The organism is Pseudomonas sp. Q1-7 (assembly GCF_028010285.1).
Lineage (GTDB): Bacteria > Pseudomonadota > Gammaproteobacteria > Pseudomonadales > Pseudomonadaceae > Metapseudomonas.
The window spans coordinates 1,509,013-1,526,082 of sequence record NZ_CP116304.1 but is presented as its reverse complement, the minus strand read 5'-3'; the positions used below and the strand labels follow the sequence as shown (position 1 = coordinate 1,526,082).

Here is a 17,070-nt window from a genome sequence, read left to right as displayed (position 1 = left end):
TTCGTGCCATGAAGACTGGTGCCAGACCTAACCGGACGCAAGCAACCATGATCAAAAACCTGCGGTTCAGCCACAAGATTCTGCTCGCCGCCTCGCTGGTGGTAATTGCAGCTTTCTCGCTGTTCACCCTGTACAACGATTACCTGCAAAGGAATGCGATCCGAGACAACCTGGAAAATTATCTGCAGGAAATGGGCGATGTCACCGCCGGCAATATCCAGAACTGGCTTTCGGGCCGGATTCTGCTGGTAGAAAGCGTGGCCGAGTCACTGGCCGCCGCGCCCTCCGCCGACGCGGTACCGGCCATCCTGCAACAACGGGCGCTGGCCTCCACCTTCGCCTTCACCTACTTCGGTACCCAGGAAGGGGCCTTCACCATGCGCCCGGACAGCGCCATGCCGGAAGGCTACGATCCGCGCAGCCGGCCCTGGTACCAGGGCGCGAAGGCGGCCGGCGGCACCACGCTGACCGAGCCCTATGTGGATGCCGCCACCGGCCAGCTGATCATTACCATCGCCACGCCGGTGCAATCCCATGGCGTGGCCGGCGGCGACCTGAGCCTGGCGACCCTGGTGAAGCTCATCAACGCCCTGGACTTCGACGGCATGGGCTATGCCTTCCTGGTCAGCGCTGACGGCAAGATCCTGGTGCACCCGAACAAGGACCTGGTAATGAAGAATCTGCGGGACGTCTTCCCGCAGAACACGCCGGCCATCAGCGCCGACTTCAGCGAAGTGAAACTGGACGGCACCACCCGCATCCTCACCTTCACCCCGATCAAAGGCCTGCCCTCGGTGAACTGGTACATCGGCCTGTCGGTGGACAAGGACAAGGCCTACGGCATGCTCAGCGACTTCCGTGCCTCGGCCATCATCGCCACGCTGGTGGCCGTGGTGATCATCATCCTGCTCCTGGGCATGCTGATCCGCGTCCTGATGCAGCCGCTGCACACCATGGGCCGCGCCATGCAGGACATCGCCCAGGGCGAAGGCGACCTGACCCGCCGCCTGGCGATCCACGCCCAGGACGAGTTCGGTGAACTGGCCGGCGCCTTCAACCGCTTCGTCGAGCGTATCCACGGCTCCATCCGCGAAGTGTCCTCGGCCACCAACCACGTCAACCAGGTGGCCAAGCTGGTGCTCAACGCCTCCAACTCGTCCATGAGCAATTCCGACGAGCAGGCCAACCGCACCAACAGCGTGGCCGCGGCGATCAACGAACTGGGCGCCGCCGCCCAGGAAATCGCCCGCAACGCCGCCGACGCCTCGCACCAGGCCTCGTCCGCACGCACCCTGGCCGAAGACGGCCGCCAGGTGGTGGAGCGCACCATCCAGGCGATGAACGAGCTGTCCGGGAAGATCCGCGCCTCCTGCGGCAACATCGAGACCCTGAACAGCAAGACGGTGAACATCGGCCAGATCCTCGAAGTGATCAAAGGCATCTCCGAGCAGACCAACCTGCTGGCGCTCAACGCCGCCATCGAGGCCGCCCGCGCCGGGGAAGCCGGCCGCGGCTTCGCCGTGGTGGCCGACGAGGTGCGCAACCTGGCCCACCGCACCCAGGAATCGGCCCAGGAAATCCAGCAGATGATCGAGGAACTGCAGGTCGGCGCCCGCGAGGCGGTCAGCACCATGACCGAAAGCCAGCGCTACAGCGAGCAGAGCGTGGAGATCGCCAACCAGGCCGGCGAGCGTCTGGGCAGCGTGACCCAGCGCATCGGCGAGATCGACGGCATGAACCAGTCGGTGGCCACCGCCACCGAGGAACAGACCGCCGTGGTCGACTCGCTGAACATGGACATCACCGAGATCAACACCCTCAACCAGGAAGGCGTGGAAAACCTCCAGGCCACCCTGCGCGCCTGCGCCGACCTCGACCAACAGGCGGCGAGATTGCAGCAGCTGGTGGGCAGTTTCCGTATCTGACGGGCCAACCGACGCCGGGCGGGGAGTCTTGCAGCGAACGCATTCGCGATGCAGGACGCAGCCCCGCCGTAGGTGGGCGCTGAGGAACGAAGCCCAACAGGGGCTGGCACCCGGCAAGCATGGCCAACAGCCGATGCCAGTAGAAAGGCGCCCTAGGGCGCCTTTTTATTTATCTGCTCCTCTTCCTGCACCTTCCGCCACAATTCCTCGGCGCCAGGGAAGTCGGTGCCGTTGTCCTCGCTCAGTTCATCGGGATCGTAGCGCCGGACGCAGCCTTCGCCCAAGGTAGGTGGCGGCGTGGACGTGGCGCGGTCGCGGGGGTCGGACATGGCAAGGCTCCTCAGACTTCCGGTGGCTGGTCGCGCTCATGCTGGGCAAAGGCCTTCACCGCGCGCAAGACATCGCGACGACTGATCACCCCCACCAGTGCGCCGCTCTCCACCACCGGCAACTGCTCGAGGTTCTCCCGCAGGAAGCGCTGGCAGACGTCGATGATGTCGACATCCGGGTTGACGGACTCCAGCGGGGTGCTCATGTAGTTGGCGACGCTGCCACCGATCTCCTCGTAGTAGGCGCCGGAAAGGATGCCGCGCAGGCAATCGGCCTCCGAGAGCATGCCGATCAGGTGGCCCTGGGAATCCACGACCGGTGCGCCGTTGATGCGGTGCTCAAGGAGTCGCCCGATAGCCAGGAAAAGGTCGGTGTCGGAGCGGAACGTCACCTGGTGGTGAGTCATGTAGTCGCGGACTTTGATGGACTTGAGCATGGGCGGGCTCCTTTGCCGAGGGACCGGCGCGGACACCCGCCGGCGGGATCAGTCGAACACGACGGTCTTGTTGTCGTGCACCAGCACCCGATCTTCAAGGTGATAGCGTAGCCCACGGGAAAGAACCATCTTCTCCACGTCCTTACCGAGACGAACCATGTCTTCGATGCTGTCGCCGTGGGTCACGCGCACCACGTCCTGCTCGATGATCGGGCCGGCATCCAGCTCTTCGGTGACGTAGTGGCAGGTGGCGCCGATCAGCTTCACGCCGCGCAGGGAGGCCTGGTGATACGGCTTGGCGCCGACGAAGGACGGCAGGAAGCTGTGGTGGATGTTGATCACCTGGTGGGCGTAGCGCTGGCACAGCGCCGGCGGGAGGATCTGCATGTAGCGGGCGAGCACCACGGTATCGGCGTTGTGCGCTTCCACCAGACGGGAGACCTCGTCGAAAGCCGGCTGCTTGTTCGCCGGGTCCACCGGTACGTGGAAGTAAGGAATGCCGTGCCACTCCACCATGCTGCGCAGGTCATCGTGGTTGGCGATCACGCAGGGGATCTCGCAATCCAGCTCGCCGCTGTGCCAACGGTGCAGCAGGTCGGCCAGGCAGTGGGACTCGCGGCTGGCCATCAGCACCACGCGCTTCTTCACGCCGGAATCGGTCACGCGCCAGTCCATGGAAAACTCGCGGGCGATGGGCGCGAAGGCCTGGCGGAAACCATCCAGATCGAAAGGCAGGGAGTCGGCCCGGATTTCATGGCGCATGAAGAACCAGCCACTCTGATGATCCGAGTGATGGCTGGCCTCGGTAATCCAGCCGTTGTAGGTGGCCAGGAAGTTACTGACCTTGGCTACGATGCCGACGCCGTCCGGACAGGCAATCACCAGACGAAATGTGCGCATGAGGGAACACTCCAGAGACTTCGCAAAGGCGGCCATTCTAGCCAGTATGCGCAAAAACTTCAGTAACCCCGTGGCTTGCAGGGAAATGTCGGCGGATCGGGGAACAACACACCGGCGCAACTAAAGGGGCCGGCAGCCAGCGATATAGTGAGTATCTAGCGCGCAATTACGCATGAGCAGGGCGGCGGGACTAGTATGAATGAAGAAGTCGCCAACAATGCGCACAAAAGTTTTCCTGCTTATTTACTTGCAGATAATCGCTGTCTATTATTGCTGACACTTCGCAATCGCAAGTCAACGTACGATTCCAACAAGGGACGCCGACATGTCGCTGATCAACGAATACCGGGCAACGGAAGAAGCCATCAAGGAGCTCCAAGAGCGCCTGAAGAACCTGTCCCAGGACGACAAGCTGAAAAAAGAACTGGAGTTCGAAGGCAAACTGCGCACCCTGATGGGTGAATACCAGAAGTCGCTGCGCGACATCATTGCCCTGCTCGACCCGGATGCCCGCTCCAGCAAGGCCCCGCGCGCCGCCAAGGCCGCCGCAACCGGCACCAAGCGCGCCCGCAAGGTCAAGCAGTACAAGAACCCGCACACGGGTGAAGTCATCGAAACCAAAGGTGGCAACCACAAAACCCTGAAAGAGTGGAAAGCCAAGTGGGGCGCCGAAGCCGTTGAAGGCTGGTCCACCATCCTGGGCTAAGCCTCCGGTAATAAAAAACGCCAGCAACCGCTGGCGTTTTTTATTGGCTCCGCCGCCCCCGAAAAGTTCACGGGGTGGGTTATCAAAGCTGATAGCGATGCCCCAGTTCCGTCGCATATCGACGCCACTCCAGCAACACCGCCTGTTGTGCCGGATTGGCTGTCGCCTCGAACTCACCCAGTGCTGCGAGAAAACTCTCGAGCGTATTAGGCGCCCCGAATTCCGGGCTCTTCAGCCGATTTCTGCAGAATTCTTCCCAGCGTGACCGGTCGGAGTCCGACAAAGTTTCAGGGAAGTTTCTCGCACGGTAACGGAACAGCAACTCCGGGAGACGCGGGTCGTCGAACGGCCAGTTTTCCCGGGATAGTCGCTGTGGGTCCGCGCGACGCACTTGCTCGCAGAGACGACGATCGCGATCACCGAGAAAACCCTCATACAACTGCTGTTCCGGATCATCCAGAGAAGAAAACGCTTCCTCGGCATAGATCGCTGGCAACTTGGCCTGCCAGGCCGGGGCCTGCTCGGCGAGTAATGCGGCACGCTGCTGGCAGAGTTCCAGGTCGACGCCCAGGCGCTGGCGGTCGGCCTCACGCAGGACGCCCAGCGGCGCCACCACCGGGCAGCGATTGATATGCAGCAGCTTCAGCGGCACCGGCAGTTCGTCCGCGGCCAGTTCCTCACGGCGGGTATAGAGACGCCCGCGCAGCCTGTCCCCGTCCAGTTCAAGCAATGGCGACGGGTCCGACTGCAGGTCGAGCACGATCAGCGCATTCCGATTGCGCGGATGCCACGCCAGGGGCAGTACCACCGCCAGGTAGTGACGTTCGCCGGAGAAGCGACCCGAGATATGCACCAGCGGTTGCAGCAGGCGAATCTGCTCCTGCACCTTGTGTTTGCTGCGCAGTTGATAGAGGTAGTCGTACAGCTTCGGCTGGCGCTCGCGCAGCAGGCGTGCCAGGGCGATGGTCGCGCGGACGTCGGACAAGGCATCGTGGGCCTGGCCGTGTTCGATGCCATTGGCGGCGGTGAGCAATTCCAGGCGCAGGCTGACACGCCCTTCCTGCAGTGGCCATTCGATTCCCTCCGGGCGCAGTGCATAGGCCGTGCGCACCAGATCGATCAGGTCCCAGCGACTATTGCCGCCCTGCCATTCGCGGGCATAGGGATCGTAGAAGTTGCGATAGAGGCTGTAGCGGGTCACCTCGTCGTCGAAGCGCAGGCTGTTGTAGCCGGCGCCGCAGGTGCCCGGCAGCGCCAGTTCGGCATGGACCCGATGCATGAATTCGGCCTCGCCCAGTCCCTTCTGTGCCAGGGTGGAAGGCAGGATGCCGGTCACTAGGCAGGCGGCGGGGTGCGGCAGGATGTCGTCGCTGGGCCGGCAATAGAGGTTGATCGGCTCACCGATCTCATTGAGCGACTCGTCGGTGCGGATACCGGCGACCTGCAGCGGCCGGTCGCAGCGCGGGTTGATGCCGGTGGTTTCGTAGTCGTGCCAGAAGATGCTGGATGTCACGGCGGCCCCCTTGTTCGTGAGCCCGGCAGTCTAACACCGGGCGCAGGACCGGCACGGCGCCGGGCGCCCTGGGAAACTTCGCATTGCGCATGCTTGCTGGGCTCTTTCCGGCACGCCTAGAATCGTCGCCACTGGACGATTGCCCCCGACAAGGACTGCCCCATGCCCGCGCCCGCCGCTCCCCGCGCGCACCTCTGCGCATCATCTGCGCCATCGAATACTCCGATCCCTTCACAGCATGGGGGCTGAGTCGTTCCCGGCAGGTTGCCTGGATACCGGTCGCTCGCTAGCATCTGGGTTTCCCCTTGACGCCCTGCCGATGCCCGCATCCCAAGCCAGTTCCCACGTCGTCGAGTCTCTCACCCGACCACTGGACACCCGCTACCAGGTGGAGACCCCCGAAGGCATCGACCTGGTGCTGCGGCCTGCCGGCCTGCTGCCGCGCGCCCTGGCCTATGCCATTGACCTGGCGATCCGCGGCGCGATCATGCTCGTGCTGTTCATTGCCCTGGCCCTGCTCGGACAACTCGGCCTGGGCCTCGGCCTGATCCTGATGTTCCTGCTCAACTGGTGGTACATGGTGCTGTTCGAAGTGCTCAACCAGGGCCGCTCGCCGGGCAAGCAGGTAATGGGCCTGCGGGTGGTGCATGACGATGGCACGCCCATTGGCTGGTCTGCCTCCCTGGTGCGCAACCTGCTGCGCTTCGTCGACATGCTGCCCTTCGCCTACAGCCTAGGCGCCCTCAGCTGCCTGCTGCACCCCACCTTCAAACGCCTGGGCGACATCGCCGCCGGCAGCCTGGTGGTCTACCGCGACGACAGGGCCCAGCGCCCGGAACTGCCGGATGCCGAGCCGGAGCGCGCGCCCTTTTCCCTGAGCCTGCCCGACCAACGCGCCCTGCTGGGATTCGCCGAGCGCCAGGCCAGCCTGTCCCCGGCCCGTCGCGCCGAGCTCGCTGGCATCCTCGCCGAGCCGCTGGACGTACCGCCGGAACAGGCAGAGGCGCGCATCAACGGCATCGCCCGCGGCCTGCTGGGGACGAATCCGCCATGAAGCAGAACCTCTTCGAACGCCAGCATCAGGCCGGCTGGAAAACCTTCGCCGATCTACTCGACCGCCTCGAGCGCGGCAAGGCCGATGCCCGCGCCTGCGAAACCTTCTCCGCCGACTACCGGCAGGTCTGCCAGCAACTGGCGCTGGCCCAGGAGCGCGGCTACAGCAGCCACCTCGTAGAACACCTGCAACAACTGGCCATGCGCGGCCACCAGCAGTTCTATCGCCATCGCAGCCATCTCGGCGCACGCCTGCTCGGCTTCATCCTCGGTGGTTTTCCCCGCCTGGTGCGCAGCCAGTGGCGCAGCATCGCCGCCGCCAGCCTGCTGTTCTACGGCAGCCTGCTGCTCATGGGACTGCTGGTGCACAACTGGCCCGACCTGGTCTACAGCGTGCTGGACCCGGAGCAGGTGTCATCGATGGAGTCCATGTACGACCCGGACGCCCGGCGCATCGGCCCCATGAGCGAACGGGACGCGGGCGACGACTGGATGATGTTCGGCCACTACATCATGAACAACATCGGCATCGCCTTTCAGACCTATGCCGGCGGGTTGCTGTTCGGTGTCGGCAGCCTGTTCTTCCTGCTGTTCAACGGCCTGCACATAGGCGCGGTGGCCGGCCACCTGACGCAGATCGGCTTCGGCGAAACCTTCTGGTCCTTCGTCGTCGGCCACGGCGCCTTCGAGCTCACCGCCATCGCCTTCGCCGGCGCCGCCGGCCTGCAACTAGGCTGGGCCCTGCTCGCACCGGGCCGCCTGCCCCGTGGCGAAGCCCTGCGCCTGGCCGCCGGGCGTAGCGTGCAACTGGTGGCGGGGGTGATCCTGCTGCTGGTGATCGCCGCCTTCGTCGAGGCCTACTGGTCTTCCCTGCGGATCATCGAACCCCAGGTGAAGTACCTGGTGGGCGCCGGCCTCTGGCTGCTGGTGGGCCTCTACTTCGGACTGGTCGGCAGGAGGGCCCATGCGCCTGACTGATGCCAGCGTCGCCATTCGCCCGCGCAGCGCCTGGGAGGCCATGGACCTCGGCGTGCTACTGGCGCGCCGCCACGCCGGCCTGCTGATGACCAGCTGGGCGCTGGTCACCCTGCCGGTGTACGCCCTGCTCACCCTGGTCTGCTGGAACTACCCGGGCCTGGCAGTGTTCCTCTTCTGGCTGCTCAAGCCGGCTTACGAACGGCTGCCGCTGTACATCCTGTCCCGTGCGCTGTTCGGTGACACCCCGACCCTCCGGGAGGCGCTGCGCGCCTATCCGCGCCTGCTCAAGCCGCAATTGCTCGCCAGCCTCACCTGGCGCCGCCTCAGCACCACCCGCAGTTTCGACCTGCCGGTGCTGCAGCTCGAAGGACTCTCGGGACAGGCCCGCAGCCAGCGCCTGGTGGTGTTGGGTCAGCGCGATGCCGGCGGCGCCACCTGGCTGACGGTGATCGGCGTGCACCTGGAGTCAGCCCTCTGGTTCGGCCTGGTCACGCTGCTCTACCTGATGTTGCCCAAGCAGGTGGCGATCGACTGGGACTGGCAGAAACTGCTGGAAATCGCCTCCGGCGAATGGCTCTGGCTGGAGCACCTGTCCAACAGCCTCTATGCCCTGGTGCTGATGGTCTGGGGTCCGGTGTACGTGGCCTGTGGCTTCACCCTCTACCTCAATCGCCGCACCGCCCTGGAGGGCTGGGACATCGAACTGCAATTCCGCCGCCTGCGCCAGCGCCTCACCGGCAGCGCCTATGCCGTACTGCTGGGTCTGGCGCTGCTGGCCGGCCAGTGGACGCAACCGGCCATGGCGGCCGATGCGCCGCCGCTCTGTCTCGCCCCCCAGGCCTTTCTCGATGGCCCCGATGCCGAACGCCTCACCCGCCAGGCCCTGACCGGCGAGGCGGCAAAAGAAGACATTGCCGCCCTGCTCGACGCTCCCCCCTTCCAGAATCGCGAAACCGTCACCCGCTGGCGCCTGGGCGATGACAGTCCCGACCAGGAGGTGAAGCCCGAAGACATGGAGGGCTGGGCCGAGTTCATCCGCAAGCTGTTCCAGCTCGCCGAGTATGCCAAGAGCCTGGACAGCGTCGCCCTGGTCATCAAGGTACTGCTCTGGGGTCTGCTGCTCAGCCTTCTGGCGCTGCTGGTCTGGCGCTACCGCGACTGGATCAGCGCCTTCGCCGGTCGGCTCGGGCTGCCGCAGCGCCATCCGCGGGAAACGCCGGCGGTGCTGTTCGGCCTGGAGCTGGCCCCGGAAAGCCTGCCTGACGATGTCGCCGGGGAAGCCGAACGCCTCTGGGCCAGCCAACCCCGCGAAGCCCTCGGCCTGCTCTATCGCGCCCTGCTCAGCCGCCTGCTGCACGAGTTCCGCCTGCCCCTCCGGCAATCCCACACCGAAGGCGAAGTGCTGCAACTGGTGCGCAACCTGGACAACGGCGAACTGGAAGGCTTCAGCCGCACGCTGACCGGCCACTGGCAGAACCTCGCCTACGGCCATCGCCTGCCCGCCGATGAACTGCGCCAGGGCCTCTGCGATGGCTGGCGGCGCCTGTTCGCCCATGGAGCCGCGACATGAACCTGCGTCCTCGCGTCCTCATCGGCGCCGGCCTGGCCCTGCTGCTGGGCCTGCTGGCCCTGTACGTGATCGCGAACCTGCAGCCCTACCAGGACACCATCGAGCATGGTCCGGCCCCCGAGGTACTGGGCAATCCCTACCTGGCCGCCGAACAGTTCCTGCGCAAGCAGGACCTGCAGGTGACCCGCGCCGATGGCCTGGAGGTGCTCGACCAACTGCCCAGCGCCGGCCACAGCCTGCTGCTGCTCGGCAGCCGGGAACGCATGACACCCCGCCAGGCCGACCGCCTGCTCGACTGGGCGAGCAAAGGCGGCCACCTGTTGTTCATCGCCGAGCGCCTCTACGACGAGGAAGACGGCAAGAGCGGCGACCTGCTGGCCGACCGCCTGGGCATCCAGCAATACGAAGCCAAGGACCTGGACGACGACGAAAACACCGCCTCCGAGGAACAGGAAGACACCACGCAAACCTCCGGGCAGACGCCCGACGCCCCGGCCGAGAGAGACCCCTACCCCGAGCTGACCAAGCTCTACCTGGAGAATGAGCAGGCGCCGGCCTACGCCAGCTTCGACCCGGACTTCCACCTCTACGACAGCCAGAACCGTGCCCATGCCTGGGCCAACAGTGCCAAGGCCACCCACATGCTGCAGCTGAACCACGGCAGCGGGCTGGTCACGGTGCTCACCGACGGCTGGGTCTGGCAGAACCGCGACATCGACGAATACGACAACGCCTGGCTGCTCTGGTACCTGACCCAGGACAGCGCCGTCACCCTGCTCTACCGCGCCGAGCGCGACAACCTGGCCACCCTGCTCGGGCGAAACTTCCCCGAGGCGCTGGTGGCCCTGGTCCTGTTCATCGCCCTCGCGCTCTGGCACGTCGGCCAACGCCAGGGCCCGCTGCTAGCGCCGGCCAGCCGGGCACGCCGGCAACTGGAAGAACACTTGCGCGGCAGCGCCGACTTCCTGCTCCGCCGCAGTGGCCAGGCCAGCCTGCTGCAGGGCCTGCAGCGGGACATCCAGCGCCGCGCGCGACATCGCCATCCCGGTTTCGAACGGCTCCCCGTGGCCGAGCAATGGCAGGCGCTGGGCCGCCTGACCCGCCTGCCGCCCAGCGCCATCAGCCAGGCCATGCGGCCGCTGCCGAAACAGCGGCTCAACGCCGCCGACTTCGCCCGTCAGGTCGCCCACCTGCAAACCCTCAGGAATGCCCTGTGATCTGGGGCCGGTCAAGGGCTAGACCTTCGTTCTATCAAGAGATCGTCCCTGACGAACCCAGGTCCCGAGAGGGAGCTTGAGGGGCTATCCCATCGCCCCGATTCGGCGAAAGCACGTGTAGTCATACAGCCGGCATGCAGGACCGCGGCGAAGAGAAGAGTCGTGAGGCAGGAGGGTAGTCGGACAACAGGCGCCGCGGCAGGTCGAAGACCCATCCGTGCCTGACTGACATCGCCCCCCTGGACATCAATCGATTGACTAATCAACCACTGTTGATGCTCGAGCACGCAGCAACAGACCTACGCCCATCACCAGGGCGGCGCCGCAGACCGCGGCCAGGTGCTTCGACCAGACCTCGCTTGGAATCCAACTCGTCACCGCGATGTCGGTTACAGCCATGCCCCCAGCAATCCAGCCGAGCAAGCCGCCCCCCAGCAACACGACCTGCGGGAAACGATCCATAAGCTTGAGCACAATTTGGCTGCCCCAGACGATGATCGGGATGCTGATCAGCACGCCCAGGCTGACGAGGAGCAAATTCCCACCGGCGGCTCCCGCCACAGCCAATACGTTGTCCAGACTCATGACGGCGTCGGCGATGATGATCGTTTTGATCGCAGCGAAGAAGCTCGCGCCTGCCCTTACTTCGTGAGCCTGTTCGTCTTCGGGCAGCAGCAATTTCACGCCGATCCATAGCAACAGCGCTGCACCTGCCAGTTTCAAGTACGGCAAGGCCAAAAGCTGCATGGCGAAAAACAACAACGTGATGCGCAACAGGATTGCCCCTGCTACTCCACCGAAGATCGCACGCCGACGTTGCCCTTCCGGAAGATGTCGACAGGCCAGTGCGATGACCACTGCGTTATCGCCCCCCAGCAAAATGTCGATGGCGATAATCTGCATAAGCGCCATCCAGAAAACAGGGTCAATCAGCCACTCCATGAATCCGTATCTCCGCTATCGATAAAAAATGCCGGGGGCACAGCCCCCCCGGCTCCGAAATCTCTACCGGCACGACGGGTAGTCGAGACGGCAGGTCGGAAAACGTGGTTTGAGGAATAAGGGCCCGCGCGCCTTGTGAGCGCACGGGCGCGGCGCCCGCTCTTCCAAGCGCCACTTCGGGCTGGTAAGCCCGCATCGGGACCTACCAGAGCGCGATGTCGTAGGTGAAATACAGGCGATTGTTGTCGCGGCCCCGGCTGTAACTGGAGCGATAGCTGATATTGCGCAGTTTCAGCCCCAACCCCTTGAGCGCTCCCTGCTGCACCACATAGGCGAGATCGACGTCCCGCTCCCACTCGTGGGCACTCACTTCGCTGCCGCGTAATTCGGTCGTACCGTCTCGGCCTTTGAAGTAGCGAACGCCAGCTGTCAGTCCGGGCACCCCAACGGCCGCAAAGTCGTAGGCATAGCCGAGCATCCAGGTGCGTTCGTCTTCCTCGATGAACTTGCCGACACCAGCGTTGCTGAAGCTGTACACCGTGGCACCGTCAACAAATGGAAGACCACCTTCGCCGTTCAGTTGCTGATAGCCAGCGCTAACGGCATGGCCCTTCAGGGTGTAGGTCAGCAGGCCGCTGTACATGTCGTTGTCCAGCTCACCGTTGCGCGCCTCTCCGGTGTCCTGGCTGTGGAAGAAGCGCAGGTCGGTGGTGAGGCTGCCTGGCCCCAGGGGCAGGCTGTGGACCAGGCCAATGAAGTGCTGCTGGTAGAACTCCTCCAGCTCGCCATAGTAGTAACTCAGGATCAGGGCCTGGCTGGGCTTGTAGTCGGCACCGGCAAACCAGAAGCCCTCACCGTCATCACCTGCGTAGCCATCGGCCGTGATCGAATGATTGTCACCGGAGTCGCGCATGCGGAACTCATCGAAGTAACCACCCGTGAGGCTGAAGCCATCTATGTCTGCGCTGATAACCTGGGTGCCTTCGAAAGTCTGTGGCAACAAGCGCGCATCGTTGCGCACCAGCACCGGCAGCTTGGGCTGATGAGTGCCGTGCTTGAGCGTGGTACCGGCGAAGCGTGCCTTGGCGGTCAGGCCCAGGCTGGAAAATTCGTCCGCCGCCCGACCGTCATCGTGCCGGGGCAAAAGCCCGGTACCGGCGCGGCTGGCGCCGGAATCCAGCTTCACACCCAGCAGTCCCAACGCGTCCAAGCCGAAACCGAAGCGGCCTGGGGTGAACCCGGATTGCATATCCAACAGGAAACCCTGGGCCCATTCTTCCTTCTTCGACTGTGCGTTGGCCGCGGACTTGGCGGTCATGCCCGTCTCGTCCTTGAAGTCATCGTTGAAGTAAATGTTGCGCAATTGCAGGTTGGCCTTGCTGTCTTCGATAAAGCCGGCGGCCCCTGCGGCAGGTGCCAGGCAGGCGACCAGGCACGCCAGGGTGGAAGGCAGGGGCTTGGCGTTGGTTTTCATGATGTGTTCACCTTTTTGTTCTGGACGCACGCGGCCAGCGGGCGCGCAGAAACACGCCACGGGGTCGGATATCAGGGGGCTTGCCCGACTTCACCGGGCGCGAAAACTCAGGCGAGCAGTGTGATGGCGCCGGTCAGCAGGGCCAGGATGGTGATGACCAGCGAGGTCAAGATCGCCCACTTGTAGGTGAAGCGCTGGAAGTCACCGATGTCGCGGTCGACCATACCTACCAGCAGCAGGGTGGACGCCACCAGCGGACTCATCAGATGCACCGGTTGGCCGAGGATCGATGCGCGAGCGATCTCTACCGGATCAATGCCGTAAGCAGCCGCCGCCTGGGCGAGGATCGGCACCATACCGAAGTAGTAAGCGTCGTTGGATAGCACGAAGGTCAGCGGCATGCTGGTGATGGCTACCACCAGGGGGAAAAAGCTGCCCCACGAGGTCGGGATCATTTCCACGAGTGAGTTGGCAAGTGAGTCCACCATCTTGGTGCCAGAGAAGATCCCTGCGAATACACCGGCGGCAAATACCAGCAGCACCACGGTCATGGCATTGCCCGAGTGGGCCAGGATCCGCTCCTTCTGCAGGTCCAACTGCGGGAAGTTGATCATCAGCGCCACCACGAAACCAAGCATGAACAGCACCGCTGCATTCATCAGCCCCGCCACCAACGCCACCATCACGGCGATCACCAGCAGCAGGTTGAGCCAGATCAGCTTCGGCCGCTTGTTCGGGTTATCGGAAAGGATGGCCTTGATGTAGCAATCGTCACCGCCGGTTTTCAGGTGAGTGTTGCCGATCCGCTTCAGCTCCTTGCGGCCGAGAATGTACGCGGTGAATACGACCCAGAGGGCGCCGCCCACCATGGTCGGCAGCATGGGAATAAAGTACTCGGTGGCGTCCAGCCCGAGGACCGCGATGGCACGTGTGGCCGGACCGCCCCAAGGGCTCATGCCACTCATGATGCTCAGCGACAGCATGGACACACAGGCGAGGATCAGTGGGTTCATGCCGATGCGCTTGTACAGCGGCAGCATGGCGGCGACGGTGATCATGTAGGTGGTGGTGCCGTCACCATCCAGCGCCACCAGCAGCGACAGCACCGCTGTGCCGATGGCGATCTTTACCGGGTTACCGTTGACCGTCTGCAGGATCCGGCGGATCAGCGGGTCGAATAGCCCGGCGTCGATCATGATGCCGAAGAACAGGATGGCAAAGAGCAGCAGTGCTGCCGAGGGGGCCACCGTCTTCAGGCCATCGAGCATCATCTTGCCAAGCTCCGGCGCGAACCCGCCGAGCAGTGCGAAAACGATGGGCACTACGGTCAAGGCCACTACCGGGGAAAGGCGTTTAGTCATGATCAGGTAGGTGAACACGACCACCATGGACAAACCGAGTAGAGAAAGCATGGCGTTGGACTCTTGTAATTATGGGTTCCAGCTCCATGCGCGACGCGTGAACCGCCACACATGAAGCCGTTAATCGCCAGGGCGTGCAAGCGCCCCGGCCATCCTCACGACGAACGAGGAAGACCGATAGCGGCGCTGAAGTGATGCAGGCAGCGTAAAGAGGAAATCTTCATTTTTTACCCGTCTTGTCATTGTTGTCAGGGCGCAACGAGACGCGAGACAGCGGTCAGGTCAATGGATTGCTTCCGGCATGCGGTAGTACAGGTGGCCGTCCATGATCTTGCGGGCAGTGCGGATCAGTGAAACTCGCGCGATCTCCATCGGGTTGCCATCGCGCAACTCGACTTGCAGGTCCAGATGACCCGAGGGATGCTCGATACGAATTGACGCCAGTGGTTTGCCAGCGTCTACGCGACGGGTTTCCTGGACGAGGCGCTGAGCCACGCTGCCGGGCACATTCACCGCGGCGCCAAGAGCAATCGCGCCAGTTACGGCAAGCGCTTTGTGGCAGCGCTGCGGCACGAAGTAGCGCGCACAAAGCGTTCCGTTTTCGCCAACTGCCGGCGAAAGCAGTATTGGCTTTGGCAGCACCGACTGGCTGACATCTCCCATGCCCATGCGGCGGCCCGCTTCGCAACGAATGCGCTCCAAGCGCTCAAGCAGTGCGCTATCGGCATCCAGTGCGACCGGATCAGCATGACCATCAACGCCCAGATCACTCGCACGAATCATGACTGTGGGCGTCGCGGCGTCCAGACAAGTGACGTCGACGCCCTCAATCTGCTCGATGACATGCCCCGTAGGAAGCAGGGCTCCGGTCTTGGCACCAGCGACATCCAGGAAGCTGAGTCGAATACCCGCAGCAGAACCTGGTACGCCGCTGATACTGGTATCGCCCTCGTATTCCACTCGTCCTCGCGGCGTAGGCACGAAGCATTCGATGATGCGCTGAGTGTTGACGTTGAACACCCGCACGCGCGTTTCCCCATAGGTGGGAGCAACGAGACTGGTTTCGATTGCGAACGGGCCAACCGCTGAGAGCATGTTGCCGCAGTTGGGGGTGAAGTCGACCCGGCGCTCAGTAACGTCTACTTGGGCAAACAGGTAATCCACATCCGCGTCAGGGCGCTTGGAACGCCCCACAATAGCCACCTTGCTGGTTAGCGAGTTGCCGCCGCCAATACCATCCACCTGGAGGGGATGCCCTGAGCCCATCAAGTCGAGCAGTACCTGAACTCGAGCTTCCTCTGACTCTGGCAAGTCAGTCATGTGAATGAAGGGACCTCTTGAGGTGCCGCCACGCATGATCATGCAGGGAATGCTGTTCATCATCTTGGTCTAACCCGTGACCGTTCCAACGATGGCTACAGCTTGTCAGCAGGTTTTTAATGCTTCAAATGCAAAGATAATCCTCCACTGATAGGATATAAGCATTAATGCGCACCCCAGAAGAAGAGAGGCCTTTTTATGCATAGGATAGAGTTCCTGGATCTAGCAGCCTTCGTACGGGTGGCTGAATCACAGTCCTTCCAAGAGGCCGCCCAGGCACTTCACCTGTCGCAACCTGCCCTATCACGCCGTCTTCAGAAACTGGAAGAAACGCTCGGCGCCAAGCTTCTGGAGCGCACGACTCGGCGTACCTGGTTGACCGAAATAGGCAAGGAGTACCTGCCCCGAGCGCGCCGAATGCTGGAAGACCATGAGTCCTCAATCCAGGGCATACGCGAACTCAAGACTCATCAGAAAGGCACCGTCACCATCGCCTGCATCCCTACTGCAGCGTTCTACTTCCTGCCCAGCGTGATACGGGTGTTCAACGAGGCCTACCCGGGCATACGCATTCGGATACTGGATGTCAGCGCCAATGAAGGTCTGGAGCGTGTAGTGAGCGGAGACGCTGATTTCGGCATCAACATGATCAGCGCCCAACATCCAGACGTCAGCTTCACGCCGCTGCGCCGTGACCCTTTCGTGCTCGCCATGCGGAGCGACCATCCCTTGGCCGCGCTCCCTGAAGTGAACTGGCAAGATCTCCAGAACGTACGCCTGATTACTGTGAGTCGGGACAGTGGAAACCGCATGTTGCTGGACAGTGCGCTTTCCGGCCACGGAATCCGCCTCAACGGCTTTTACGAAGTACAGCATCTGTCCACGTCGCTAGGCTTGGTCGAGTGCGGCCTTGGTGTAGCGATTTTGCCGCGAATGGCCATGCCTGATGCCGAACATGAGAATCTCTGTTCCAGGGAACTCCCTCCGCCTCATATCGAACGCACCATCGGACTGGTGCGCCGAGATGGCGAGCCCCTATCGAGCACTGCAGAACTCTTCATTGAGATGCTGCTCAAGCGATGGCGTGAATAGTCCCAAGAGGCGACAAAATCAGGGACAATTCAGCCTGAACAATTGATGAACGTGTTAAACCAGGTACACAGGAAGTATGGGAAGAATGCGCGTCACACTAGACGCATCCCCAAGGAGCCAGGGTGTCGATCATTAGCCTCTTCAAAATCACTGGCGCACACGCCCAGCTCTTTGAGTCGTTATCCAGCACTTCAAGCGACAGCCGCTCGTGGCCGGACTGCAACTGTGCAGGTTGGCATTCACTCACCCGCTT

The 17,070-nt window shown here is 63.1% G+C and carries 15 protein-coding genes and 1 pseudogene; 8 read left to right on the top strand and 8 right to left on the bottom strand.

Annotation, left to right across the window (positions count from 1 at the left end):
• Positions 1-8: 8 nt before the first annotated feature.
• Together PJW05_RS26710 and PJW05_RS26705 are read left to right on the top strand one after the other, a co-directional pair.
• Positions 9-1,019 (top strand): annotated as a pseudogene (locus PJW05_RS26710) (cache domain-containing protein); the annotation flags it as partial.
• Positions 1,020-1,160: 141 nt separating this feature from the next.
• Positions 1,161-1,925: a methyl-accepting chemotaxis protein gene (locus PJW05_RS26705; RefSeq protein WP_442969244.1), complete on the top strand. Its 765-nt coding sequence runs from the start codon at positions 1,161-1,163 to the stop codon at positions 1,923-1,925.
• 152 nt (positions 1,926-2,077) lie between these two features.
• On the opposite strand, the gene PJW05_RS07070 is transcribed toward PJW05_RS26705, so the two are convergent.
• Genes PJW05_RS07070 through purU form a run of 3 tightly spaced genes read right to left on the bottom strand, consistent with a single transcriptional unit; the run spans position 2,078 to position 3,591 of the window.
• On the bottom strand, positions 2,078-2,254 hold the full coding sequence (locus PJW05_RS07070) for a hypothetical protein (RefSeq protein ID WP_271411011.1): 177 nt from the start codon (positions 2,252-2,254) through the stop codon (positions 2,078-2,080).
• Between the two features lie 11 nt (positions 2,255-2,265).
• Positions 2,266-2,691: a CBS domain-containing protein gene (locus PJW05_RS07065; RefSeq protein ID WP_271411010.1), complete on the bottom strand. Its 426-nt coding sequence runs from the start codon at positions 2,689-2,691 to the stop codon at positions 2,266-2,268.
• Positions 2,692-2,739: 48 nt separating this feature from the next.
• Positions 2,740-3,591 carry a formyltetrahydrofolate deformylase gene (gene purU, locus PJW05_RS07060; protein ID WP_271411009.1) on the bottom strand — a complete coding sequence of 284 codons (852 nt, stop codon included), beginning with the start codon at positions 3,589-3,591 and terminating at the stop codon, positions 2,740-2,742.
• Between the two features lie 325 nt (positions 3,592-3,916).
• Between purU and mvaT the strand changes: the two genes are divergently transcribed.
• Positions 3,917-4,297: a histone-like nucleoid-structuring protein MvaT gene (gene mvaT, locus PJW05_RS07055; RefSeq protein WP_271411008.1), complete on the top strand. Its 381-nt coding sequence runs from the start codon at positions 3,917-3,919 to the stop codon at positions 4,295-4,297.
• 82 nt (positions 4,298-4,379) lie between these two features.
• Here the strand turns inward: mvaT and sbcB are convergent, their stop codons facing one another.
• Positions 4,380-5,810 carry an exodeoxyribonuclease I gene (gene sbcB, locus PJW05_RS07050; RefSeq protein ID WP_271411007.1) on the bottom strand — a complete coding sequence of 477 codons (1,431 nt, stop codon included), beginning with the start codon at positions 5,808-5,810 and terminating at the stop codon, positions 4,380-4,382.
• Between the two features lie 319 nt (positions 5,811-6,129).
• On the opposite strand from sbcB, the gene PJW05_RS07045 reads away from it, so the two are divergent.
• The 4 genes from PJW05_RS07045 to PJW05_RS07030 are packed head-to-tail and all read left to right on the top strand — an operon-like array spanning position 6,130 to position 10,628.
• Complete coding sequence (locus tag PJW05_RS07045; protein ID WP_271411006.1) at positions 6,130-6,864, top strand: RDD family protein; 735 nt, start codon at positions 6,130-6,132, stop codon at positions 6,862-6,864.
• Complete coding sequence (locus PJW05_RS07040) at positions 6,861-7,841, top strand: stage II sporulation protein M (protein WP_271411005.1); 981 nt, start codon at positions 6,861-6,863, stop codon at positions 7,839-7,841. The genes PJW05_RS07045 and PJW05_RS07040 overlap by 4 nt, the downstream gene beginning before the upstream one ends.
• Positions 7,828-9,411 carry a DUF4129 domain-containing protein gene (locus PJW05_RS07035; RefSeq protein ID WP_271411004.1) on the top strand — a complete coding sequence of 528 codons (1,584 nt, stop codon included), beginning with the start codon at positions 7,828-7,830 and terminating at the stop codon, positions 9,409-9,411. The genes PJW05_RS07040 and PJW05_RS07035 overlap by 14 nt, the downstream gene beginning before the upstream one ends.
• A complete protein-coding gene (locus PJW05_RS07030) occupies positions 9,408-10,628 on the top strand; it encodes a DUF4350 domain-containing protein (protein ID WP_271411003.1) in 1,221 nt (406 codons plus the stop codon). Before PJW05_RS07035 ends, PJW05_RS07030 begins: the two co-directional genes overlap by 4 nt.
• 258 nt (positions 10,629-10,886) lie before the next feature.
• Here the strand turns inward: PJW05_RS07030 and PJW05_RS07025 are convergent, their stop codons facing one another.
• The 4 genes from PJW05_RS07025 to PJW05_RS07010 all read right to left on the bottom strand — a co-directional run bounded on the left by PJW05_RS07025 (position 10,887) and on the right by PJW05_RS07010 (position 15,785).
• Complete coding sequence (locus PJW05_RS07025) at positions 10,887-11,570, bottom strand: TerC family protein (RefSeq protein WP_271411002.1); 684 nt, start codon at positions 11,568-11,570, stop codon at positions 10,887-10,889.
• 202 nt (positions 11,571-11,772) lie between these two features.
• Positions 11,773-13,044 carry an OprD family porin gene (locus PJW05_RS07020; protein ID WP_271411001.1) on the bottom strand — a complete coding sequence of 424 codons (1,272 nt, stop codon included), beginning with the start codon at positions 13,042-13,044 and terminating at the stop codon, positions 11,773-11,775.
• Between the two features lie 107 nt (positions 13,045-13,151).
• Positions 13,152-14,456 (bottom strand): CitMHS family transporter, encoded by a 1,305-nt coding sequence (locus PJW05_RS07015; protein WP_271411000.1) that lies wholly within the window; start codon positions 14,454-14,456, stop codon positions 13,152-13,154.
• Between the two features lie 231 nt (positions 14,457-14,687).
• A complete protein-coding gene (locus PJW05_RS07010) occupies positions 14,688-15,785 on the bottom strand; it encodes a 4-oxalomesaconate tautomerase (RefSeq protein WP_271410999.1) in 1,098 nt (365 codons plus the stop codon).
• 138 nt (positions 15,786-15,923) lie between these two features.
• Between PJW05_RS07010 and PJW05_RS07005 the strand changes: the two genes are divergently transcribed.
• A complete protein-coding gene (locus PJW05_RS07005; protein ID WP_271410998.1) occupies positions 15,924-16,817 on the top strand; it encodes a LysR family transcriptional regulator in 894 nt (297 codons plus the stop codon).
• Positions 16,818-17,070 lie beyond the last annotated feature (253 nt).